This is a genomic window from Pseudooceanicola pacificus, from assembly GCF_009789075.1.
Classification (GTDB): domain Bacteria; phylum Pseudomonadota; class Alphaproteobacteria; order Rhodobacterales; family Rhodobacteraceae; genus Pseudooceanicola; species Pseudooceanicola pacificus.
The window spans coordinates 309,657-329,726 of sequence record NZ_WNXQ01000003.1 but is presented as its reverse complement, the minus strand read 5'-3'; the positions used below and the strand labels follow the sequence as shown (position 1 = coordinate 329,726).

The 20,070-nt window shown below is 68.0% G+C and carries 21 protein-coding genes; 13 read left to right on the top strand and 8 right to left on the bottom strand.

The window, feature by feature from the left end:
• Positions 1 to 92 precede the first annotated feature (92 nt).
• The gene (locus tag GLS40_RS07280; RefSeq protein WP_160382079.1) at positions 93 to 1,502 is read left to right on the top strand and encodes an autotransporter outer membrane beta-barrel domain-containing protein; all 1,410 of its coding nucleotides are present in this window, start codon (positions 93 to 95) and stop codon (positions 1,500 to 1,502) included.
• Between the two features lie 105 nt (positions 1,503 to 1,607).
• Here the strand turns inward: GLS40_RS07280 and GLS40_RS07275 are convergent, their stop codons facing one another.
• The 3 genes from GLS40_RS07275 to GLS40_RS07265 all read right to left on the bottom strand — a co-directional run bounded on the left by GLS40_RS07275 (position 1,608) and on the right by GLS40_RS07265 (position 3,249).
• Positions 1,608 to 2,498: a PhzF family phenazine biosynthesis protein gene (locus GLS40_RS07275; RefSeq protein WP_160382078.1), complete on the bottom strand. Its 891-nt coding sequence runs from the start codon at positions 2,496 to 2,498 to the stop codon at positions 1,608 to 1,610.
• A 108-nt stretch (positions 2,499 to 2,606) separates the two neighbouring features.
• Positions 2,607 to 2,831, bottom strand: coding sequence for a DUF1150 family protein (locus GLS40_RS07270; RefSeq protein WP_160382077.1), 225 nt, complete (start codon positions 2,829 to 2,831; stop codon positions 2,607 to 2,609).
• Between the two features lie 4 nt (positions 2,832 to 2,835).
• The gene (locus GLS40_RS07265) at positions 2,836 to 3,249 is read right to left on the bottom strand and encodes an Hsp20 family protein (RefSeq protein ID WP_160382076.1); all 414 of its coding nucleotides are present in this window, start codon (positions 3,247 to 3,249) and stop codon (positions 2,836 to 2,838) included.
• A gap of 205 nt (positions 3,250 to 3,454) precedes the next feature.
• On the opposite strand from GLS40_RS07265, the gene GLS40_RS07260 reads away from it, so the two are divergent.
• The 4 genes from GLS40_RS07260 (at position 3,455) to GLS40_RS07245 (ending at position 7,575) form a co-directional block, all read left to right on the top strand.
• On the top strand, positions 3,455 to 3,679 hold the full coding sequence (locus tag GLS40_RS07260) for a YdcH family protein (protein ID WP_160382075.1): 225 nt from the start codon (positions 3,455 to 3,457) through the stop codon (positions 3,677 to 3,679).
• A gap of 158 nt (positions 3,680 to 3,837) precedes the next feature.
• Positions 3,838 to 5,907, top strand: a complete 2,070-nt coding sequence (locus tag GLS40_RS07255; RefSeq protein ID WP_160382074.1) for a response regulator — start codon at positions 3,838 to 3,840, stop codon at positions 5,905 to 5,907.
• A gap of 90 nt (positions 5,908 to 5,997) precedes the next feature.
• Positions 5,998 to 6,486 (top strand): 5-(carboxyamino)imidazole ribonucleotide mutase, encoded by a 489-nt coding sequence (gene purE / locus GLS40_RS07250; protein WP_160382073.1) that lies wholly within the window; start codon positions 5,998 to 6,000, stop codon positions 6,484 to 6,486.
• Positions 6,487 to 6,510: 24 nt separating this feature from the next.
• Positions 6,511 to 7,575 carry a 5-(carboxyamino)imidazole ribonucleotide synthase gene (locus tag GLS40_RS07245; RefSeq protein WP_160382072.1) on the top strand — a complete coding sequence of 355 codons (1,065 nt, stop codon included), beginning with the start codon at positions 6,511 to 6,513 and terminating at the stop codon, positions 7,573 to 7,575.
• A 236-nt stretch (positions 7,576 to 7,811) separates the two neighbouring features.
• On the opposite strand, the gene GLS40_RS07240 is transcribed toward GLS40_RS07245, so the two are convergent.
• From GLS40_RS07240 to GLS40_RS07225, 4 genes are all read right to left on the bottom strand, one after another.
• Positions 7,812 to 8,957 carry an alpha-D-ribose 1-methylphosphonate 5-triphosphate diphosphatase gene (locus GLS40_RS07240; protein WP_160382071.1) on the bottom strand — a complete coding sequence of 382 codons (1,146 nt, stop codon included), beginning with the start codon at positions 8,955 to 8,957 and terminating at the stop codon, positions 7,812 to 7,814.
• Positions 8,958 to 9,071: 114 nt separating this feature from the next.
• Entirely contained in the window at positions 9,072 to 9,554 is a 483-nt protein-coding gene (locus tag GLS40_RS07235; RefSeq protein ID WP_160382070.1) for a GNAT family N-acetyltransferase, read from the bottom strand.
• A gap of 240 nt (positions 9,555 to 9,794) precedes the next feature.
• Positions 9,795 to 11,438 carry a chaperonin GroEL gene (gene groL, locus GLS40_RS07230; protein WP_160382257.1) on the bottom strand — a complete coding sequence of 548 codons (1,644 nt, stop codon included), beginning with the start codon at positions 11,436 to 11,438 and terminating at the stop codon, positions 9,795 to 9,797.
• Between the two features lie 42 nt (positions 11,439 to 11,480).
• Positions 11,481 to 11,792: a co-chaperone GroES gene (locus GLS40_RS07225; RefSeq protein WP_160382258.1), complete on the bottom strand. Its 312-nt coding sequence runs from the start codon at positions 11,790 to 11,792 to the stop codon at positions 11,481 to 11,483.
• 655 nt (positions 11,793 to 12,447) lie between these two features.
• Between GLS40_RS07225 and GLS40_RS07220 the strand changes: the two genes are divergently transcribed.
• Positions 12,448 to 13,476, top strand: a complete 1,029-nt coding sequence (locus tag GLS40_RS07220) for a lipoprotein N-acyltransferase Lnb domain-containing protein (protein WP_160382069.1) — start codon at positions 12,448 to 12,450, stop codon at positions 13,474 to 13,476.
• 64 nt (positions 13,477 to 13,540) lie between these two features.
• Entirely contained in the window at positions 13,541 to 13,903 is a 363-nt protein-coding gene (locus GLS40_RS07215; protein ID WP_160382068.1) for a nuclear transport factor 2 family protein, read from the top strand.
• Between the two features lie 15 nt (positions 13,904 to 13,918).
• On the opposite strand, the gene GLS40_RS07210 is transcribed toward GLS40_RS07215, so the two are convergent.
• Complete coding sequence (locus GLS40_RS07210; protein ID WP_160382067.1) at positions 13,919 to 14,590, bottom strand: DUF2161 domain-containing phosphodiesterase; 672 nt, start codon at positions 14,588 to 14,590, stop codon at positions 13,919 to 13,921.
• A 270-nt stretch (positions 14,591 to 14,860) separates the two neighbouring features.
• Here GLS40_RS07210 and GLS40_RS07205 point away from each other — a divergent pair, with 270 nt between their 5' ends.
• From GLS40_RS07205 to GLS40_RS07180, 6 genes are all read left to right on the top strand, one after another.
• Positions 14,861 to 15,781 carry a manganese-dependent inorganic pyrophosphatase gene (locus tag GLS40_RS07205; RefSeq protein ID WP_160382066.1) on the top strand — a complete coding sequence of 307 codons (921 nt, stop codon included), beginning with the start codon at positions 14,861 to 14,863 and terminating at the stop codon, positions 15,779 to 15,781.
• Positions 15,782 to 15,926: 145 nt separating this feature from the next.
• Complete coding sequence (locus GLS40_RS07200) at positions 15,927 to 16,799, top strand: TIGR01459 family HAD-type hydrolase (protein WP_160382065.1); 873 nt, start codon at positions 15,927 to 15,929, stop codon at positions 16,797 to 16,799.
• A gap of 117 nt (positions 16,800 to 16,916) precedes the next feature.
• Positions 16,917 to 17,360: a MaoC family dehydratase gene (locus GLS40_RS07195; protein ID WP_160382064.1), complete on the top strand. Its 444-nt coding sequence runs from the start codon at positions 16,917 to 16,919 to the stop codon at positions 17,358 to 17,360.
• Between the two features lie 143 nt (positions 17,361 to 17,503).
• Positions 17,504 to 18,442, top strand: coding sequence for a bifunctional riboflavin kinase/FAD synthetase (locus GLS40_RS07190; protein ID WP_160382063.1), 939 nt, complete (start codon positions 17,504 to 17,506; stop codon positions 18,440 to 18,442).
• A complete protein-coding gene (locus tag GLS40_RS07185) occupies positions 18,439 to 18,909 on the top strand; it encodes a YcgN family cysteine cluster protein (RefSeq protein WP_160382062.1) in 471 nt (156 codons plus the stop codon). Before GLS40_RS07190 ends, GLS40_RS07185 begins: the two co-directional genes overlap by 4 nt.
• A complete protein-coding gene (locus GLS40_RS07180; RefSeq protein WP_160382061.1) occupies positions 18,909 to 19,958 on the top strand; it encodes a threonine aldolase family protein in 1,050 nt (349 codons plus the stop codon). The genes GLS40_RS07185 and GLS40_RS07180 overlap by 1 nt, the downstream gene beginning before the upstream one ends.
• Positions 19,959 to 20,070 lie beyond the last annotated feature (112 nt).

Genomic DNA, 20,070 nt, shown 5'->3' with positions numbered 1-20,070 from the left:
AGTCCTGTATACAGGACCGCGACACACTGCCCGCCACCCGGGCCCAGGTGCCCGGTGACTGCCCCGGGAGGGGGCCAAGGACTGGGGACAGCATGACACGACAACTCCTACGGGTGCTGGGCTTCGGCCTTGCCGCCCTCGCGCCTGCCGCGGCAACTGCCGCCAGTTGCAACGGCGCCATGTACGGGCCGAAATTCCGCGACGGCAACTCGATCACCTACGGCTATTCCGACATGGATCCCGGCGAAAGGTTTGCTTTCGACACCATCAACCCGGAAGCCGTGGACAACATCCTGATCAGGGTGAACTACGACGGGCAGTCGTTCCTCATATGTAACGACGCGGCCAGTTGTCAGGGTGCGAGCTTTGTCGCGCGCAAGCCGGCTGAAGTTCAGATCGAGATGGGCGGCCGGGCGACTCCGGGCATGACCTTCGGCATCGAGGCCACCTGTACCCCCAATACCACCGGCCCCGACGAGGACGAGGAGCCCGGCACCGGCGGCGATGACGGCACGCCGCCCACCGATGAGGGCACCGACACCGGAACCGACACTGGCACCCAGCCGAGCGAGGAAGAACGCGCCGCGGCCGAGAAAGCCGCCGCCGAACGCGCCGCCGCGATCCAGCGGGAAAAGGAACGCCAGGCGCGCGTCCTGTCGCATCAGGTGACAACACTTGCCGCGACCGGGGCCACCGGGGCCGTGCGCTCGGGCATCGCGTCGGCGCTGGCGGCGCGGCGGGGCGGTGCGCCGGGCACCGTGGGGTCGCAAGGGTTCTTCCTGTCCAGCCAGGGCCGCTCGGGCGCGCCGGTACAGGCCTGGCTGTCGTTCAAGGGCCGCAAGTACGACGGCACCGTCGACGGGCAGAGCTATGACCTGACGCTGGGCGTGGACACCACCCTGGGCAATGGCGTGGTGCTGGGCGGGGTTCTGTCCTACGGCACGCTGGACGTCACCGCATCGGGCACCGATGTCGAGGCCAAGGCGCTGAGCTACGGCGCCTACATCTCGGCCCCCGTGGCCGAGAACCTGACCATCGACGCGCAGATCCTGGGGGCCCGGCCCGAATATACCTTCGGTCCGACCTCCTACGATGCCGACCGCCTGTCGGGGGCGCTGCGGATGAACTACCGCATGACGCTGGGCGCGGCCGAGGTGACCACATTCGCCAGCATCGCCGGATTTTCCGAGGATCACCCGGCCGCCGTGATCAATGCGGCGGCGGTGCCGGGGCACACGGTCAGCTCCCTCACCGGGTCGCTGGGCGCGCGGGCCGATTTCGCCCTCTCCGGCGGGGTGCGGCCCTATGTCAGCCTCGCGGTCGATTTCAACCGGTTCGAGGACGGGTTCGGCACCACCACGCGCAACACCTCGCCCCGTCTGGGGCTGGGCATGACGGCGCGGATGGGCGCGGGCACCTTCCAGGTCGATTTCGACGGTGGGGAAATCCTCGACGGCACGCGCGACTACGGGCTGAGCCTGGGCTACGCGATGCACTTCTGAGCGCGCGGCGCGGCGGCGGCCTGGCACGCCCGCCGCGGCAACAACACGCAACAGGGCCCGCGCCAGCCGGACGGCATGGCGCGGGCCTTTTCGATTCCGCACGGATCAGAGCGTCAGCTGGCCCCGCATCAGCACGCAGCCCGAGCCGCCGACCAGCACGCCGGTCGGCGCCTTGCGCGGGCCCAGCACCTCGACCAGTGCCTGACCGGGGCGGTCCATCCAGTACCCCTGCTCGGCCACGAAACGCGGCTGTTCCAGATGTCCGCGGTTCCAGAAATAGGCCGCCATGCAACCCGTGGCCGAACCGGTGAAGGGATCCTCGGCCGGCCCCGGCGGCGCGATCAGCAGGCGCGAAAACGTCTGTCCCGCCTCGGTCACCCCCTGCGGCACGGTCAGAAAGATCATCCGGCAATCGGTCGAAGGACGCTCCAGCCATTGCGCCAGGGCGGTGGAATCCAGCCGCGCGCGGCGCAGCACGGAATGGTCGCGCAGCGCCATGACGCAAAAGGCCGACCCGGTCGAAACGGTCTGCGGATCGTCCAGCAGGTGCCGTGCGCCCAGGCCAAAGATATCGGCCACCTCGGCCCGGTCGTGCACCGCGCCGAATGTCGGCTGGAACTGCTTCATCGTGATCACCGGCGGGGCATCGCCCGACTGGGTCACGCGGATCGGCAGGATGCCGGCGCCCACCTCCAGCGTGAATTCCGCCTCGCCCCCGCTGAGCGTCACCAGCCCCCGGTCCAGCAGCGAGGCGACGGTGGCCACGGTGGGATGGCCCGCCATCGGGATCTCTTCGGTTGCGAGGTAGTAGCGGGCGCCGAAATCCGCCGTCTCGGAGGGCACCAGATAGGCGCATTCCGACAGGCGCGTCTCGCGCACCAGGCGGATGCGGTCGGCGGCGGGCAGATCGGCCGCCCCGTGCACCACGACACAGGGGTTTCCCCCCATCGGCACGGTGGTAAAGGCATCCACCCAGTCGAATTCGTAGGAAGCCATGATCCCCTCCCGGTCCGTTCACCGGCAAGGGTTAGGATCGTCACACGCCCGGGTCAACCGCCCGGGCGCGGGTGGCAGGGCGCTTGGCGCGCCCCGCGCATCGTCGGATCAGTGCACCGTCACCGGCGCATAGTCGTTCTGGCGGGCCAGCACGAAGGCCAGCTTGCGGTCGCGCACCAGCGCGAGCCGTTCGCCATCGGCGGCATGCACGGCATAGATCGTCTCGGCGCCCTCGGCCTGTTCCTGCACCTCTTCGGGCAGGTCCTGCACGGCCACGGGACGGATATAGACGATCCGTTCGGCCCCCTTGGTCACATCATGTTCGGCGTTCATCGGCTCATCCTTTCCTGATGCGGATCGTCTGGACAACGCGGTCGGGCTCTGCCCGGTTCAAATCCACGTGCAAAAGACCGTTTTCCATCACGGCCTCTCCCACCTCGACGCCCTCGGCGAGGACGAAGGAGCGCTGGAACTGCCGCGCCGCGATTCCGCGGTGCAGGAAGGTCCGGCCTTCGGTATCCTCGTTCTGGAGCCCCCGGATGACCAGTTGCCGGTCCTCCAGAGTGATCGCCAGATTGTCTTCCGAGAACCCGGCCACCGCCAGCGTGATGCGATAGGAATAGTCCGAGGTCTGCTCGATGTTGAACGGGGGATAACCCTCGTTGCCTGACTTGGCGTTGCGTTCCAGCAGCCGTTCCAGCTGTTCGAACCCGAGCATGTAGGGGTGGGCCCCCATGGTGAGCTTGGTCATCGACACGTCCTTGTCTCAAGCGACAGTCCATTTCGGGGCCCCTGACGGCGACCCCTTCGGTGGAAATATGGGCCCTCGCGCCGCGTGCCGCAAGGGTCGCACCCGCAATGTGACGCCACCGTGACATGCCGCCCGCCCGGGGCTTTCACCAGAGAGGCCGGGGGGTTACATTGGGGTTTCAACTCAGCAGCTGGAATCGCCCGGGATGAACGCGCCCAACGAACTGTCGATGAAGAACGACGAAGTGCTCCGCGTCGAACTGGAGGTCTTTCGCCGGCAGCACCGCGACCTGGATGCCGAAATCGCCGAGCTTCAGCTGAGCGGCGGGATGAACCAGCTGACCCTGCAGCGCATGAAGAAGCAAAAGCTGCGCCTGAAGGACATGATCGCCCGGATCGAGGACCGCCTGACCCCGGACATCATCGCCTGACATACCGATCCGGGCCAGCGCCGCCGCGATGGCACGCCCCCGCACAGTCATTGACCCCCGCACCCGCTGCGGCACATCCTTGCATATCCCCGCCGCGCCAAGCCGGGCCTGAAGGCCGGACAGCACGGAGGCATGACGCGACAGGAGACGCGGCGCCGATGTCCGACCGAGGCCAGATCGACACCAAGCCGCCCCCGCCCGGCGCGGATCCGATCGCGCGGGCCTATCGCCGCTGGGGGATCGGGCTGACCCTGCTGGCCGGGGCCATCGCCACCGCCGACCTGGTGCTGGGCTGGGGCGGCGGGATCAGCTTCTTTGTCCGCGTGCTGCCGGGCTATCCCGCGATGGTGGCCGAAACCGCCATCTGCGTGCTGCTGGCCTGCCTCGGCACACTGGCGCTCTACCGCGACGGCCAGTCGACCCTGGCCGCCGCCGCGGGGCTGGCCATCCTGCTGATCGTCGCGCTGACCCACTTCCAGCCGCTGAACATCAATGGCGAAAGCCCGTTCGACACGATGTCGGGGGCCTCGGCGATGACCTGTGCCCTGCTGGCCCTGCGCCTGGTGGTGCGCCACTCCGCCCCCTCGCCCGTGGTGTCGGCAATCGAAACTGCGGGCCTTGTCGTTCTGCTGATCCCCCTGCTGGGCTATGCCTTCGACACCGAGGCGCTGTTTGCCAACAAGGTCTATACCTCGATGGGCCTGAACACCGCGATTGCGCTGCTGGCGATCTTTGCGGCGCTGGTCCTCAAGCGGCCGGATGCGGGCTGGGCCGGGGTGCTGACCGGCGATGAGACCGGCAGCCGAATGGCGCGGCGCCTGCTGCCGGTGATCGTGCTGGGCCCGATCGTCCTGGGCCTGCTGCTGGTCAACGGCGCCCGGCTGGGCCTGCTGTCCCCCGCGTTCCACCCGGTGCTGCTGAGCGTGGCGATGATCGCCTCGGTCGGCGTCGCGACCGTGACCTTTGCCCGCACCACCAACCGGGCCGAGGCGCAACGGCACGAGGCCGACCGCAAGCTGAAAGCGGCCGAAGCGGCGCGCCTCACCTCGGAGCTGGCCGTGGCGCAGGCGCAGAAGACCCAGGCCCTGGGAGAGCTGGTCGCCGGTGTGGCGCATGATTTCAACAACACGCTGATGGTCGTCCAGGGCAATCTTGAGCTGATGCGGGATGAGTCCGACCTCGACCAGATCGCCATGCATATCGTCGAGGCCTCCACCGCCACCGACCAGGCCACCAGGCTGACCCGCCAGCTACTGGCCTATGGCCGCAAGTCGCGCCTGCAGGCCGAGCCCGTCGCCTGCGACCGCCAAATCGAGGCGACGCTGGCCATGTTCCGCCGCGTCTGCCCGCAGAATATCGAGATCCTCACCGACCTGGCCGCCGGGCGCTGCGTGGTGCGTCTGGACGCCAAGGGGTTTCAGCAGGCGCTGCTGAACCTGCTGATCAACGCGCGGGACGCCATGCCCGACGGGGGCGAACTCTTCGTTTCCTCCTCGCTGGAATACCTCGAACAGGGCAATGTCTCGGGCTTTGGCGGGACAGAGCGGTTGCTGGGTGGCGAATATGTCTGCATCAGCATCCACGACACCGGCACCGGGATGGACGCCGCCACCCTGTCGCGGGCGGACGAGCCGTTCTTTACCACCAAGGACGAGGCCACGGGCAGCGGGTTGGGCCTGCCGGTCGTCTCGGGCTTCTGCCGCCAGAGCGGCGGGGGCCTGCGGCTGCGCAGCACGCTGGGCGTCGGCACCACGGTGACGATGATCTTTCCCCTGGCCGATCTGGCCGACACGCCCGACCAGCCCCTGAACATCCCCGCCCTTGCCGCGAAAAAGGGCAGCGCCGGAATCATGCTGGTCGACGACGATGCCGCCGTCACCCGCGTGGTCGCCCGCCAGCTGCTGCTGGACGGATATCAGGTCAGGGTCGCGCAGGATGCCGAAAGCGCGCTGGTCGCGCTCAAGTCGGGGCCCCTGCCCGATGTGGTGGTGTCGGATCTGATCATGCCCGGGGCGATCCAGGGCCATGCGCTCGCCTCGGAAATCCGCAACCGCTACCCGGGCATCGCGGTGATCCTGATGTCGGGCTATGAATCCGGCCGGGCGCGGCGCGGCTTCCCCGAACTCGACGCCGTGCCCTTCCTGCAAAAGCCGGTCAGCCGGGCCACCCTGTGCGCCGCGATCGAGGACTGCCTGGCGGCGCGCGACCCCACGCAGCCCCGGGACTGAGCGCAGACCACCCCCCGGCCCCGCCAAGCCGATTGCACCGCCCGGCACAATCAATATAACCCGTGGCTCATGCGGCATCCGGAGGGCGCGATGGCAGAGATCAAGGTGGGCATCATCATGGGCAGCCAGTCCGACTGGCCGACCATGAAGGAGGCGGCCCAGGTGCTCGACGAACTCGGCGTGCCCTACGAGACGCGCATCGTCTCGGCGCACCGCACCCCCGACCGTCTGTGGGACTACGGCAAGACCGCCGTCGCGCGCGGGCTGCATGTGATCATCGCGGGCGCCGGCGGGGCCGCGCACCTGCCGGGCATGATGGCCTCGAAGACCCGCGTGCCGGTGATCGGCGTGCCGGTCCAGACCCGGGCGCTGTCGGGGGTCGACAGCCTCTATTCCATCGTCCAGATGCCCAAGGGCTTCCCGGTCGCCACCATGGCCATCGGCGCCGCGGGCGCGGCCAATGCCGGGTTGATGGCCGCCGGGATCCTCGCCATTGCCGATCCGGCCCTGGCCGGACGGCTGGATGACTGGCGCGCCGCGCTTTCGGCCTCGATCCCCGAGGCGCCGAGCGATGACTGACCGCCTGCCGCAAGGAGCCCGCCCATGACCGAGATCCGCACCATCGGCATCCTGGGCGGCGGCCAGCTGGGCCGCATGCTCTCGGCCGCCGCCTCGCGCCTTGGCCTGCGCTGCCACATCTACGAGCCGGGCGCCAATGCCCCCGCCGCCGATGTGGCCCATGCCTGCACCACCGCCCCCTACGAGGACGAGACCGCGCTGAGGGCCTTTGCCGCCTCGGTCGACGTGATCACCTATGAATTCGAGAACATCCCGACCTCGGCGCTGGACCTGCTGGAAACCCTGCGCCCGATCCGCCCGGGGCGCGAGGCGCTGCGCGTCAGCCAGGACCGGGTGACGGAAAAGGATTTCCTGACCTCGCTGGGCCTGACCACCGCCCCCTATGCCGCGGTGGATGACGCCGCCTCGATGCAGGCCGCCGTCGCCGCCATCGGCACACCGGCGATCCTCAAGACCCGGCGTTTCGGCTATGACGGCAAGGGACAGGCGCGGCTGAACGCCCCGGCGGATGCCGAGGCCGCGCTGGCCGACATGCGGGGCGCCCCGGCCGTGCTGGAGGGATTTGTCGATTTCAGCTGCGAGATCTCGGTCATCGCGGCGCGCGGCACCGATGGCTCGGTCGCCTGTTTCGACCCGGGCCAGAACCTGCACGAAGGCGGCATCCTGCGCCGCACCACCGTGCCGGCGCAGGTCCCCGCCAGCCTGCGGACCGATGCGATCCTGCTCGCCTCGCGCATCCTGAACGCGCTGGACTATGTCGGCGTGCTGGGGGTCGAGCTCTTCGTCACGCCGCAGGGGCTGGTGGTGAACGAGATCGCGCCGCGGGTCCATAATTCCGGCCACTGGACGCAGAACGGCTGCACGGTGGACCAGTTCGAACAGCATGTCCGCGCCGTGGCCGGCTGGCCCCTGGGCGACGGCGCCCGGCACAGCGACGTGGTGATGGAGAACCTGATCGGCGACGACATGGACCGCGTCCCCGCCCTTGCCCGCGACCCGATGACGGCGCTGCACCTCTACGGCAAGGCCGAAAGCCGCCCGGGCCGCAAGATGGGCCATGCGAACATCGTGCAGACCCGGCAGGGCTGACCCCTGCGTCCGCGCGCCCGGGTCGAAACCCGCCCGGTCCGGCGACCCGGCCCCCGCGCCGGGTCCTTGCCCCGCCATTCCCCTCCGGCGTGGCACCTCAATTCCCAAACCTGCAACCGCCCCGCCCGGCCCGGTGACCCGGCCTTGCCTCGTTCTTTCCCTCCGGCGCGGCATCTAAAACCCCAAGTTTGCAACCGCACAACCCGGCCCGGTGACCCGGCCTTGCGCCGGGTCCCCTACCCGCCCGATCCGTCCAGCACGACCTCTGCCACCGGGCCGGACATGTAGCTGACCCGCCCGCCCGCGACGGTCAGGCCGACACGTCCGTCCGCCGGGTCGATCACCACCAGGTCCGCCCATGCGCCCGGCTCCAGCCGCCCGCGGTCGGTCAGCCCCAGCACCCCGGCGGGCCCGGAAGAGACCAGCGCCCAGGCCCGTTCGATCCCGATCCCGGCGGCCAGCGACAGCGCGGCCAGGCGCGGGGCCGGGTAGTGGTAATCCGAGGCCAGCGCGGTGCAGAGCCCGGCCATCACCACCTCGCGCGCATCGACCCCGTCGGAATGCGACCCGCCACGCAGCACATTGGGTGCCCCCATCACCACGGGCGCGCCCTCGGAGGCGCGCGCGGCGGCAAGGCTGGTGGGAAATTCCGCGACCCGCGCGCCAAGCGCCGCCCAACGGGCGCGGCTCAGCGCGTCGGGATCGTCATGGCTGCCAAGCAGCACCCCCTGCCCCGCCAGCCGCCCGGCCAGGGTGGCCAGGGCCGCGGGCACCTCGTCCGTGCGGGCATGCAGGGCGCGCAGCAGGTCCAGATGCGCCTCGGGGCTGCGGCCGCTTTTCAGCGCCTGCCCGGTCAGCCGCGGCGGGCGCTTGCCGGCCGCCAGCGCGGCATGGGGCACGTGGTCGTTGAAGACGACATAGGGCACGCCGTGGCGTTCGACCGTGCCGGCGAACCGGTCGTAATCCCCCAGCAGGTGGGTTTCGAACCGCAATTGCGCCAGCAGCGCGGTTGCGACACGGGGGCGGACCCCGGCCAGCGCCTCCAGCATCGCAAGCGCGAAATCGGGGCTGCGCATCCCGCCTTCCCAGCTCCAGAACTGGGCAAGGACGGCAGTGGTGATCCCGTTTGCCGCCAGCTCGGCCTCGGCCGCGATCAGGCCCCGGCCCAGGTCGCGCACCGCCCCGCGCCGGGGGGCAAGGTGGCGTTCGAACCCGTCGCCGTGGATGTCGACGATACCGGGCAGGACCATCAGCCCGTCGAGCGCCAGCGCCCGGCCCGGCATCCCGTCCACGATCCGGCCGCCCGCGATGCCCAGCGGGCCCTCGGCCAGCCCCTCGGGGCGCAGGACCTGGGCGCCGGTGATGTGGAACCCCCCGCTCATCCGGCGCCCGGACGGCGGAAACGCCCGGCAGCCGGGGCCGGGCCATGAAAGCGAGAGATGGAAAACAGTCGTGCCATGCCCCGGCTTAGCGCCCCCGCGCGCGCCGGGGAAGGCTCAGAACCGCATGAAGGCGTCGGGATAGATCAGATGCGCCCTGGTCCCGGCGGTGCCGGCGGCGATGGGGTAGAGCATCGTATGTTCTTCGGGAAAGGGCGAGGTCAGGTTCTCGGCCGCCTTGTGGGTAAAGCCGAAGCGGCGGTAATAGCGCGTGTCGCCCAGCACGGTGATCGCCTGCGCCTTGGCCCGGCGGGCGTAATCCAAACCATAGCGCACCAGCTCCGAGCCGATGCCCCGGTTGCGGTGCTTCTTTTCCACCGCCAGCGGCGAGAGGCAGAACCAGCCATTCGGGCGATAGTGGCGGGCAAAGCCGATATAGCCGACGATGCCCTTCGCCTCGACCGCCACCAGCTCGACCATCATGTCGCCGGAATTGCGCAGATCGCAGACCAGCACGGATTCCGCATCCGAGGGAAAAGCGCCGATCAAAAGCTCCGAAATCGCGGTGCGATCCTCGGGAAGTACAAATCTCAATAGCATTCCAAATGTCCAGCCGTCCCGCTCTGCCGGATCTTGCAGTCCGGGCCTGGGATGCAAGCTAGCTCAGCCCGGGCCCGCATGCCCGCGAAATGCCGCGGCGCGGCACCGGTCGGCAGCGGATTTGCGCCGGCCTGCACGGAAAATGCGCAATCAAGGCCTTGGTTCCAAGGGATAATCCCCAAGGATGCAGAAAGGGGGCCACGAGGGCCCCCTTCCTTTGATCCGAATTGGATCGGCAGATTACATCATGCCGCCCATGCCGCCCATGTCGGGCATGCCGCCGCCGCCGCCCTGGCCTTTCGGCTCGGGCTTGTCGGCAACCATGGCTTCGGTGGTGATCAGCAGGCCGGCGATCGAGGCTGCATCCTCGAGAGCGGTCCGCACCACTTTGGCGGGGTCGATCACGCCGAATTTGAACATGTCGCCATATTCTTCGGTCTGCGCGTTGAAGCCGAATTTCAGGTCTTCGGATTCGCGGATCTTGCCGGCCACGACGGAACCGTCGACGCCTGCGTTCTCGGCGATCTGGCGCAGCGGTGCCTCGAGCGCGCGGCGCACGATGGCGATACCGGCGTTCTGGTCGCTGTTCACGCCCGTCAGGCCTTCCAGCGTCTTGGCACCCTGGATCAGGGCCACGCCGCCACCGACGACGATGCCTTCCTGAACGGCCGCGCGGGTCGCGTTCAGCGCGTCATCGACACGGTCCTTGCGCTCTTTCACTTCGGTTTCGGTCATGCCGCCGACGCGGATGACTGCAACGCCGCCTGCCAGTTTGGCAACGCGTTCCTGCAGCTTCTCACGGTCGTAATCCGAGGTGGTTTCCTGGATCTGGGTGTTGATCTGGGCGACGCGCGCCTCGATCTCTGCCTTGTCGCCAGCACCGTCAACAACGGTGGTCTCGTCTTTCGTGATGGTGACCTTCTTGGCCGAACCCAGCATGTCGACGGTGACGTTTTCCAGCTTCATGCCCAGGTCTTCCGAGATCACCTGGCCGCCGGTCAGGATCGCGATGTCCTGCAGCATGGCCTTGCGGCGATCGCCGAAGCCCGGTGCCTTGACGGCTGCGATCTTCAGACCGCCGCGCAGCTTGTTGACTACCAGGGTTGCCAGGGCTTCGCCCTCGACGTCCTCGGCGATGATCAGCAGCGGCTTCTGCGACTGGATGACCGACTCGAGCAGCGGCACCATCGGCTGCAGCGACGAGAGTTTCTTCTCGTGCAGCAGGATCATGCAGTCTTCCAGCTCGGCAACCATCTTGTCGGGGTTGGTCACGAAGTAGGGCGACAGGTAGCCACGGTCGAACTGCATGCCTTCGACGACATCCACTTCGGTTTCCATGCCCTTGTTCTCTTCGACGGTGATGACACCCTCGTTGCCGACCTTCTGCATGGCGTCGGCGATCATGCGGCCGATGTTGGCCTCGCCGTTGGCCGAGATGGTGCCGACCTGGGCGACTTCGTCGCTGTCGGTCACGTCACGGGCGGCTGCCTTGATCGCTGCGACGACCTTGGAGGTGGCCAGGTCGATGCCGCGCTTCAGATCCATCGGGTTCATGCCGGCGGCAACCGCCTTCATGCCTTCCTTGACGATGGCCTGGGCCAGAACCGTCGCGGTGGTGGTGCCGTCGCCGGCCTCGTCGTTGGTGCGGGAAGCGACTTCCTTCACCATCTGGGCGCCCATGTTCTCGAACTTGTCTTCCAGTTCGATTTCCTTGGCGACCGAGACACCGTCCTTGGTGATGCGCGGGGCGCCGAAGGACTTGTCGAGGACCACGTTACGGCCTTTCGGGCCGAGGGTCACTTTCACTGCATCGGCGAGGATGTTCACACCTTTGAGCATGCGATTGCGTGCGTCGGTATTGAACTTGACTTCTTTTGCCATGATCAGCTCCTGACTAATTGGTTACTATCAGACGATCCGGGGGATTCAGGCGGCCTTGGCGGCTGCCGAATCCGTGATGACGCCCAGGATGTCGCTTTCTTTCATGATCAGCAGCTCTTCACCGTCGACGGTGACTTCGGTGCCGGACCATTTGCCGAACAGGATCCGGTCGCCCGGCTTCACTGCCATGTCGATCAGCTCACCGCTGTCCTTGCGCGCGCCGTCACCGCAGGCGATCACTTCGCCTTCTGCCGGCTTTTCCTTTGCGCTGTCGGGGATGATCAGACCGCCTTTGGTTTTCTCTTCGCTTTCGACGCGACGCACGAGAACGCGGTCATGCAGAGGTTTGAATGCCATCTCTGAGGCTCCTTGGCTCAAAGTTACTCCCTACGGCCCCCGGGACCTAATCTGGCCGGCGGCCGTTATCACTCGTTAGTGTCGAGTGCTAACGGCGCATAGCTAGGGAGGTGTCGAAGCCGAGTCAAGCGATCCCTGGCAAAAATCTCCGCCGGTTTTGCGGTACCGGCGGACAGTGGCCCGGCCCCGCCCCGGACCGGCGGGACCGCGTTCCGCACATCGCCGGCAGACGGCCACGCATTCCGCATCGCAGGCACGGGCGGCACAGCGCGCAACTCAGGGGAGAATGCCGCTCGCCTTGCCGCAAAATATGCCCCCTGTTTCGTCACAAATCGAACCCAACGCCGCCCGAAACCCTTTGTAGGCTAACAATGGGTAGACGGAAGCCTAAGACCGCAAAGCGGCGAGGCCCCGACACGTTAAGGACAGACACCATGACACGCCACATCACGATCCGCGCCGCGTCTCCGGCACATGCTGCCTTGCAGGACTCCTCTCGCCGCCAGATCGGCCCGGTCAGATCCCACACCGCGGCGCGGCGGCACCGGGTCAGGGTCTGACCGCCGACCCTGCGCCATGTTTCGGCGCAGGCCTGTCGTTACCGATTTCCCGGTTATCCTTTCCCTCGCAAAGTCAGCATTATGGAGGCCATTCGATGACGGCCGGCACGACTGCAGAGAATTCGATTAAAAACAGCGGCCGCGACACCTCCGCGCGCCTTGCCCGCCTCGGCCGAAGGGCCAGGCAGATCGCCTTTTTCCTGGCGACCGCAACCCTGGCCGGATGGTGCGCCGTCGCCTTTTCGGTCCATCAGGAGGGCGTGCCGCTTTACATCTGCTGGGCCGTTGTGGCCGCCGCGACGGTTTCGGCGCTGGTGCTGAAATTCCGCGGCAGCCAGCTGGGCTGGTCGGCGCTGGCCATCATGGGGCTGACGGCGGCGGGCTGGTATGGCTCGATCCAGCCGTCCGACGCGCGGGACTGGGCCCCCGAGGTGGCGCATGGCGTCACGGCCCGGGTGAATGGCGACGAGGTGCTGCTGGACAATGTCCGCAACTTCGACCGCGCCGGACCGGTGATGGAACGCTGGGAAAGCCACGGCTACGACCTTGCGGCGCTTTCGACGGTCGAGCTGATCTCGGCCGATACCGACGGGCCGGACATCGCCCGGCATCTTGTCCGCTTCGGCTTTGACGATGGCCGCACCGTGGTGTTTTCGGTGCAGGTGCGGCGCGAGGCGGATGAGACCTACAGCCCCATCGGCGCCCTGTTCCGCCAGTTCGAGGTGGTGCTGATCGCGGCGACCGATCAGGACATCCTGCGTGCCTGGTCCAGCCGGCTGGGGGATGCCATGCATAGCCAGACGCTGACACTGTCACACGAACAGCGGCGCGAGGTATTCATGTCCTATGTCGATCTCGCGCAGGAACTGGCCGAGCGTCCGGCGTTTTACAGCAGCCTGACACAGACCATCGCCACGACCCTGCTGGACATCGCGCGCCAGACCCAGCCCGACATGAAGGTGAACTGGCGCGTCGTCCTGTCCGGGCACCTGCCCGACTGCCTGCAGGCCATGGGCGCGATGGCCGATGCCGGCGGGCATGCGGCGCATATGGCCTCGGCCGATGAACCGGCCCGGCCCCTGCCCGCCAGATCCGGCAGCGACGCACGCATCATGCGCGATTGAGCGGCGCCGGTGGAACCCGGCGCCCTGCCTGTGCGTCTGTCAGGTGACACCGGAGGACCCTGTCATGACCGACGACACCAAATTATGGGACATCGAGGAACTGCTCTGGACCGGGGGAACCGACGCCCTGCGCAACCGCCTGGCACCGGCCTGCCTGATGTCTTTTCCCGGAACCGGCGTGCTGGAGGGCGAGGCGATCCTCGACAGCCTGAAGGATGCGCCCCGCTGGCAGCAGGTCGCGATGGACAGCCGCCACCTGGCCCGCACCGACGGCCTGGCGGTGCTGTGCTACACCGCCTCGGCGCTCAGGGATGGCGATGCGCCCTACCGGGCGATGTGCAGTTCGACCTGGGCGCGGACCGGCGACGGCTGGCGGCTGGTGCAGCACCAGCAGACCCCTCTGGACGCGCTGCCCGCCGCCGCCTGAGAGGCGCGCGCGCCCTCACTCAGGGTCCAGCGCGTCGGCCCAGTCCGCCAGGCCCTGGCGCCCGGCGGCGGTAAGCGCATAGACCCCGCGCCCGACCCTTTCGAACCAGCCGTAATGATCGTCGCGCAGCAGGCGGGTGGCATGGGCAATGCCGGTTTCGCGCGCGACCTCGGCCCCGCGCAGCGCACCGCGCGCGGCCAGCACCCGGGCACAGGCCACCGCATCCTGCCGGTACGAGGTGACGATGCCGAACCGCGTGGCCCCGCCGTCATTCGGATCGCCCCGCCGCCGGGCCCATTCCCGCAGCAGCCGCGTGCGGCGCGCCCTGGACTTGCGCGGCGCATAGGGGCCGGGATCGCAAAGCACCTCGACATGGCCGTCACGCAGGCGGACATGGATCAGCCCCAGCCCCAGGCGGCGGCAGAGCGTCACCTCGGGCGGGGTGCCGCGCCGGCTGCGGGCCGGGCGGGGCACGGCGAGATAGACCCAGTCGGTCACCGCCTGCCGGGCAATGCCCTGATGCAGCAGCGACAGGGTAAAGCCGGTCTTGAGCTCGATCAGCACCGGCTCGTCGGGGGCCTCGGGGTGCAGGGCCATCACGTCAGCGGCGCCGACCTCTCCCTTCACCTCGAAGCCGCGCGCCTGCAGCCATGCCTTGACCGGCCCGTAGAGTTCGGTTTCGCGCACCTGCCCTGCCCTTCTACCCTTTTGGCGCAGTCTAACCCCGGCACCGGGCACCGCAACAGCCCCCGCGCGGGGACGTGGCGGGCGCGATCCCTGCCCTTGCGCCGCCGGCGCCTTTCCCCGGGCCTGCAGGGCAGAGCGTGGGGCACCCGCAGTGCCGCTATGCTGGGTCTGATTGTCGCCATTGCGCTCTCCTCCCTTTCGGGCGGGTGACAAGGGCTGGCGGCCTTTCTATAAAGCGCCGAACTCACCTCCAACCGACGGACAGTTTACATGACGATCAAGGTTTTCGGCCACAAATCCCCCGACACCGACTCCACCGGCTCTCCGCTGATCTGGGCCTGGTATCTGAGCGAGGTGCGCGGCCAGCCGGCCGAGGCGAAACTGCTGGGCCAGCCCAATACCGAAGCGGCCTTCGTGCTGAAGAAATGGGGCTGCGACATGCCCGAGATCATCAGCGACGTCACCGCCGACGACAAGGTCGTCATCGTGGACACCAACAACCCGGCCGAGCTGCCCGCCTCGATCAACGACGCCGAGGTGATCCAGATCATCGACCACCACAAGCTGACCGGCGGGCTGGAAACCAAGGGCCCGATCGACATCACCATCAAGCCGCTGGCCTGCACCGCGACCATCATGCACAACCTGATGGGCCCGAACGACGCCAAGATGACCGACACGATCAAGGGCCTGATGCTGTCGTGCATCCTGTCCGACACGCTGGAATTCCGCTCGCCCACCACGACCGAGCAGGACAAGACCCTGGCCGAAAAGCTGGCCGGCGAGCTGGGCATCGACCTGTCGGCCTATGCCTCGGAAATGTTCGAGGCGAAATCGGACGTGTCCGAATTCTCGGATGCCGAACTGCTGCGCATGGACAGCAAGGAATATGCCGTCGACGGCACCAAGTTCCGCGTCTCGGTGCTGGAAACCACCGCGCCCAAGATCGTGCTGGACCGCAAGGCCTCGCTGATGGAGACGATGACCAGCGTGGCGGCCGAGGACGGCTGCGATCAGGTGCTGCTGTTTGTCGTCGACATCCTGAACGAGGAAGCGACCCTGCTGGTGCCCAACGACCTGGTGAAGACCGTGGCCGAAAAGAGCTTTGGCGCCACGGTGTCGGGTGACGCGGTTGTGCTGCCCGGCGTCATGTCGCGCAAGAAGCAGATCATCCCGGCGCTCAAGGTCTGATCGCTGCCGGATACGGATCGACACAAGGGCGCCGCGGGGCGCCCTTTTCTTTTCCGCCTTCGGGCTGGCCTCCCACGCCGGATTGCGCCATCAAGGCCCCGCGCCGGGTGCCCGGCGTCAGACCGCAGCCACAGCGCAGGCCCCCATGACCCGCATCATCACCGCCCTTTCCGAGATTTCCGCCCAGTACGACGCCCTGTTTGTCGACCTCTGGGGCTGCGTGCACGACGGGGTGAAGGCCCTGCCCGAAGCCGTGGCCGCCCTGCAGGCCTATCGCGCCCGGGGCGGCGTGGTGGTGCTGGTCACCAATTCCCCCCGCGCGCGGCGCGGCGTGGAAAAGCAGCTGGTGATCTTTGGCGTGCCCGAAGATGCCTGGGACACCATCGCCACCTCGGGCGACAGCGCGCGCTCGGCCATGTTCCAGGGGGCCGTGGGGCAAAAGGTCTTCTTCATCGGGGAAAGCCGCGACACGGCGTTTTTCGAGCCGCTGAAAGTGCTGGAACACCCCCTGCACGTCGAGGCCGTCCCGCTGGAGGAGGCCGAGGGCATCGTCTGCACCGGGCCCTTCGATCCCTTCGCCGACCCCTCGGTGCTGCGGCCGGAACTGCTGTATGCCAAGCAGAAGGGGCTGAAACTGCTCTGCGCCAATCCCGATATCGTGGTCGACCGGGGCGAGAGCCGGGAATGGTGCGCCGGCGCGGTGGCGCGGCTTTATACCGAGATGGGGGGCGAGAGCCTGTATTTCGGCAAGCCGCATCCGCCGATCTACGACCTGGCCCGCCTGCGGCTTGCCGCGCTTGGCCGCGACGTGCCGAAGGAGCGGATCCTTTGCATCGGCGACGGGATCGCGACCGATATCCTGGGCGCGGTTGGCGAGGATTACGATTCCCTGTTCATCACCGGCGGGCTGGCTGCGGCGGAAACACGCACCGTCACCCAACCCGAAGAAACGGCGCTAAACGCCTTTCTTGACAAGGAAAAGACACAGCCCACCCATGCTATCGGCAAATTGAGGTAATACCAATTGGGGGTTGCATTTCTGCGCCCGCAAAGTAATAAAGTTACCCACCCGGGCGCTGATGCGTTTGAAAATTACCGTCCCGATGCCGGGGCGGAGATGATCCAGGAGTACCGGATGTTGGACAATTTCCCCCGCGGAACGATCTGCATCGAGGATATCGAGATGGGCATGACCCGCCACCTGCGCAAAGTGGTGACGGATCGCGACATCGAACTCTTCGCCGAGGTCTCGACCGACCGGAACCCCGTGCATCTGGACGATGCCTATGCGCAGGACACCATCTTCGAGGGGCGCATCGCCCACGGGATGCTGACCGCCGGGCTGGTCTCGGCCGTCATCGGCGAGCAGCTGCCCGGCCACGGCACCGTCTACATGGGCCAGACGCTGAAATTCCTGGCCCCCGTGCGCCCCGGCGACATGGTCACGGCCGAGGTCGAGGTGATCGGCATCGACCACGCCAAACGCCGCGTGCAGCTGGATTGCCGCTGCACCGTCGACGGCAAGAAGGTGATGATCGGCGAGGCCACCGTGCTGGCGCCGTCGCGCAAGTTCGACTGAACCCGCACAACCCGAGCTTTGCCCGGCAAGCCGCTGAAGTCCCTGGCGTTCCCGGGCCTGCTGCGATGCGGCACGCGCCCTGGCCGGCGGCGGCTGGCCCTTCCCCGCTTGCGCCCGGCGCGGGGCGGCGATAACCCTTCGCCATGCGGATCATCCGGGATTACAGATACGTGTCTCAGGCCGACCGTGGCGCCAGCGCCGCGATCGGGAATTTCGATGGCGTGCACCTTGGCCACCAGGCGGTGATCGACCTGGCGCGCAAGGCCGGAGCAGAGATCGGCGCCCCGCTGGGGGCCGTGACCTTCGAACCGCATCCCCGCCAGCTCTTCGCCCCCGATGCCGCGCCGTTCCGCCTGACCGGGCCGGACGCCCGGGCGCACCGGCTGCAGAAGATCGGTGTCGAAAAGCTCTATGAGCTGAACTTCAACCGCGCGCTTGCGGCGCTGACGCCCGAAGACTTTGCCCGCGACGTGCTGGTCGGCGGGCTGGGCCTGCGCCATGTGGTGGTGGGCGAGGATTTCCAGTTCGGCAAGGGCCGCGCCGGAAACACCGCCACGCTGCAGGCCTTTGGCGCCGAACTGGGCTTCGGCGTCACCGTCGCCCGGCTGGTGGAGGGGGACGGCATCCGCGTCTCATCCACCGCGATCCGCGAGGCCCTGTCCGAGGGCCGCCCCCGCGATGCCGCCGCCATGCTGGGCCACTGGCACCGGATCGAGGGGCCGGTGGTCACCGGCGATCAGCGCGGGCGCGATCTGGGCTTTCCCACGGCCAATATGTCGATCGCGGGGCTGCATCAGCCGAAATTCGGCGTCTATGCCGTGCTGGTCGAGGTGCTGGAGGGGCAGTTCAAGGGCCACTATCACGGCGCCGCCTCGCTGGGCATGCGGCCGCAGTTCAACGGCGAGGTGCCGAACCTGGAAACCTTCCTGTTCGATTTCAGCGGCGATCTCTACGGCACGCCGCTGTCGGTGGCGCTGGTCGATTATCTGCGCCCCGAGATGACATTCGACGGGCTGGACGGGCTGATCGCGCAGATGGATGCCGATTGCGCGCGCGCCCGCGCGATCCTGGCCGCGGCATGAGCGATCCCATCGACCGCACCGGCCTGCGCCCGCGGTACTGGGACACCGTGCCGCTTGCCAAGATGACGCAGAAGGAATGGGAAGCCCTCTGCGACGGCTGCGGAAAATGCTGCCTGAACAAGCTGGAGGACGAGGAAACCGGCGAGGTCGCCCTGACCCGCGTCGCCTGCCGCCTGTTCGACGACACCACCTGCCGCTGCGCGCAATATCCGATCCGCCACCAGTTCGTGCCGGAATGCATCACGCTCAGGGTCAGCAACCTGGACCAGCACATGTACTGGATGCCGGTCACCTGCGCCTACCGTCTGCTGTGGGAGGGCAAGCCGCTGTTCGACTGGCATCCGCTGATCTCGGGCAGCGCCGAGTCGGTGCACGAGGCCGGGGTGTCGATGCAGCTGCGCACGGTGCCCGAGTTCGAGATCGACGAGGAAGACTGGGAGGACCACATCATAGAGGAGCCGACCTGATGTTCATGAATTCCGACAATGCGGGCCCGGCCCATCCCAAGGTGATGGCCGCCGTGACGCGCGAGAACGAGGGCTGGCAGGGCTCTTACGGGGCGGATGCGGCGATGGCGCGGGTCACCGCCACGGTGCGCGAGTTGTTCGAGGCGCCCGAGGCCGCCGTCTACCTGGTCGCCACCGGCACCGCCGCCAATGTGCTGGCGCTGGCCACGCTGACGCAGCCCTTCCAGACGATCTTTTGCGCGCCCGCGGCGCATATCCACGAGGACGAATGCAACGCGCCGGAATTCTACACCGGCGGCGCCAAGCTGACGCTGGTGGGCAGCGGCGACAAGCTGACGCCCGAGGCGCTGGAGGCCTCGATCGCCGGGGAGGAGATGCGCGGCGTACACGGGCCGCAGCGCGGCCCGGTGGCGTTGACCCAGACAACCGAGCTGGGGCGGGTCTATACCGTGGCCGAGGTCGAGGCGCTCTGCGGGGTGGCGAAATCCTACGGCCTGCCGGTCTATCTGGACGGGGCGCGCTTTGCCAATGCGCTGGCCGCGCTCAACTGCACGCCCGCCGACATGACCTGGCGCGCGGGGGTCGATGCCCTGTCGCTGGGCGGGACCAAGAACGGCTGCCTGGGGGTCGAGGCGGTGATCTTCTTCGACCCGGCCCGGGCCTGGGAGTTCGAGCTGCGCCGCAAACGGGGGGCGCATCTGTTTTCGAAACACCGCTACCTGTCGGCGCAGATGGAGGCCTATCTGGAGGACGGGCTGTGGCTCGACTGCGCGCGGACAGCCAACAGCCGCTGCGCACGGCTCGCCGACGGGCTGCGCGGGCTGGACGGCGTGAGCTTCCTGCATGACCCGCAGGCCAATGCGCTCTTTGCGCGGCTGCCGCGCGAGATGCACCGCCGCCTGTTTGCCGCAGGCGCCGAATACCACCTCTGGGGCGTGCCCGACAGCGAGGTGGAGCGCGAGGGCGGGCCGCTGCTGTCGCGCATGGTCTGCGACTGGTCGCTGCCCGAAAGCGCGGTGGACCGGTTTGTCGGGATTGCCCGGGGCTGAGGCCGCCGGGCCGGGGTGAAACGGGGCCCGCAGCCCGGGCTGCGGGCGGGGCAAGGGGGGCTGTCTGCCCCCCTCTTGGCCTGCGGCCAATTCACCCCCCGAGGATATTTCA

Excerpts from the sequence above, each read along its gene's own strand:
- GLS40_RS07280 (WP_160382079.1), top strand. The coding sequence starts at position 93 with ATGACACGACAACTCCTACGGGTGCTGGGCTTCGGCCTTGCCGCCCTC.
- GLS40_RS07275 (WP_160382078.1), bottom strand. The coding sequence starts at position 2,498 with ATGGCTTCCTACGAATTCGACTGGGTGGATGCCTTTACCACCGTGCCG.
- GLS40_RS07270 (WP_160382077.1), bottom strand. The coding sequence starts at position 2,831 with ATGAACGCCGAACATGATGTGACCAAGGGGGCCGAACGGATCGTCTAT.
- GLS40_RS07265 (WP_160382076.1), bottom strand. The coding sequence starts at position 3,249 with ATGACCAAGCTCACCATGGGGGCCCACCCCTACATGCTCGGGTTCGAA.
- GLS40_RS07260 (WP_160382075.1), top strand. The coding sequence starts at position 3,455 with ATGAACGCGCCCAACGAACTGTCGATGAAGAACGACGAAGTGCTCCGC.
- GLS40_RS07255 (WP_160382074.1), top strand. The coding sequence starts at position 3,838 with ATGTCCGACCGAGGCCAGATCGACACCAAGCCGCCCCCGCCCGGCGCG.
- purE (WP_160382073.1), top strand. The coding sequence starts at position 5,998 with ATGGCAGAGATCAAGGTGGGCATCATCATGGGCAGCCAGTCCGACTGG.
- GLS40_RS07245 (WP_160382072.1), top strand. The coding sequence starts at position 6,511 with ATGACCGAGATCCGCACCATCGGCATCCTGGGCGGCGGCCAGCTGGGC.
- GLS40_RS07240 (WP_160382071.1), bottom strand. The coding sequence starts at position 8,957 with ATGAGCGGGGGGTTCCACATCACCGGCGCCCAGGTCCTGCGCCCCGAG.
- GLS40_RS07235 (WP_160382070.1), bottom strand. The coding sequence starts at position 9,554 with ATGCTATTGAGATTTGTACTTCCCGAGGATCGCACCGCGATTTCGGAG.
- GLS40_RS07225 (WP_160382258.1), bottom strand. The coding sequence starts at position 11,792 with ATGGCATTCAAACCTCTGCATGACCGCGTTCTCGTGCGTCGCGTCGAA.
- GLS40_RS07220 (WP_160382069.1), top strand. The coding sequence starts at position 12,448 with ATGACGGCCGGCACGACTGCAGAGAATTCGATTAAAAACAGCGGCCGC.
- GLS40_RS07215 (WP_160382068.1), top strand. The coding sequence starts at position 13,541 with ATGACCGACGACACCAAATTATGGGACATCGAGGAACTGCTCTGGACC.
- GLS40_RS07205 (WP_160382066.1), top strand. The coding sequence starts at position 14,861 with ATGACGATCAAGGTTTTCGGCCACAAATCCCCCGACACCGACTCCACC.
- GLS40_RS07200 (WP_160382065.1), top strand. The coding sequence starts at position 15,927 with ATGACCCGCATCATCACCGCCCTTTCCGAGATTTCCGCCCAGTACGAC.
- GLS40_RS07195 (WP_160382064.1), top strand. The coding sequence starts at position 16,917 with ATGTTGGACAATTTCCCCCGCGGAACGATCTGCATCGAGGATATCGAG.
- GLS40_RS07190 (WP_160382063.1), top strand. The coding sequence starts at position 17,504 with ATGCGGATCATCCGGGATTACAGATACGTGTCTCAGGCCGACCGTGGC.
- GLS40_RS07185 (WP_160382062.1), top strand. The coding sequence starts at position 18,439 with ATGAGCGATCCCATCGACCGCACCGGCCTGCGCCCGCGGTACTGGGAC.
- GLS40_RS07180 (WP_160382061.1), top strand. The coding sequence starts at position 18,909 with ATGTTCATGAATTCCGACAATGCGGGCCCGGCCCATCCCAAGGTGATG.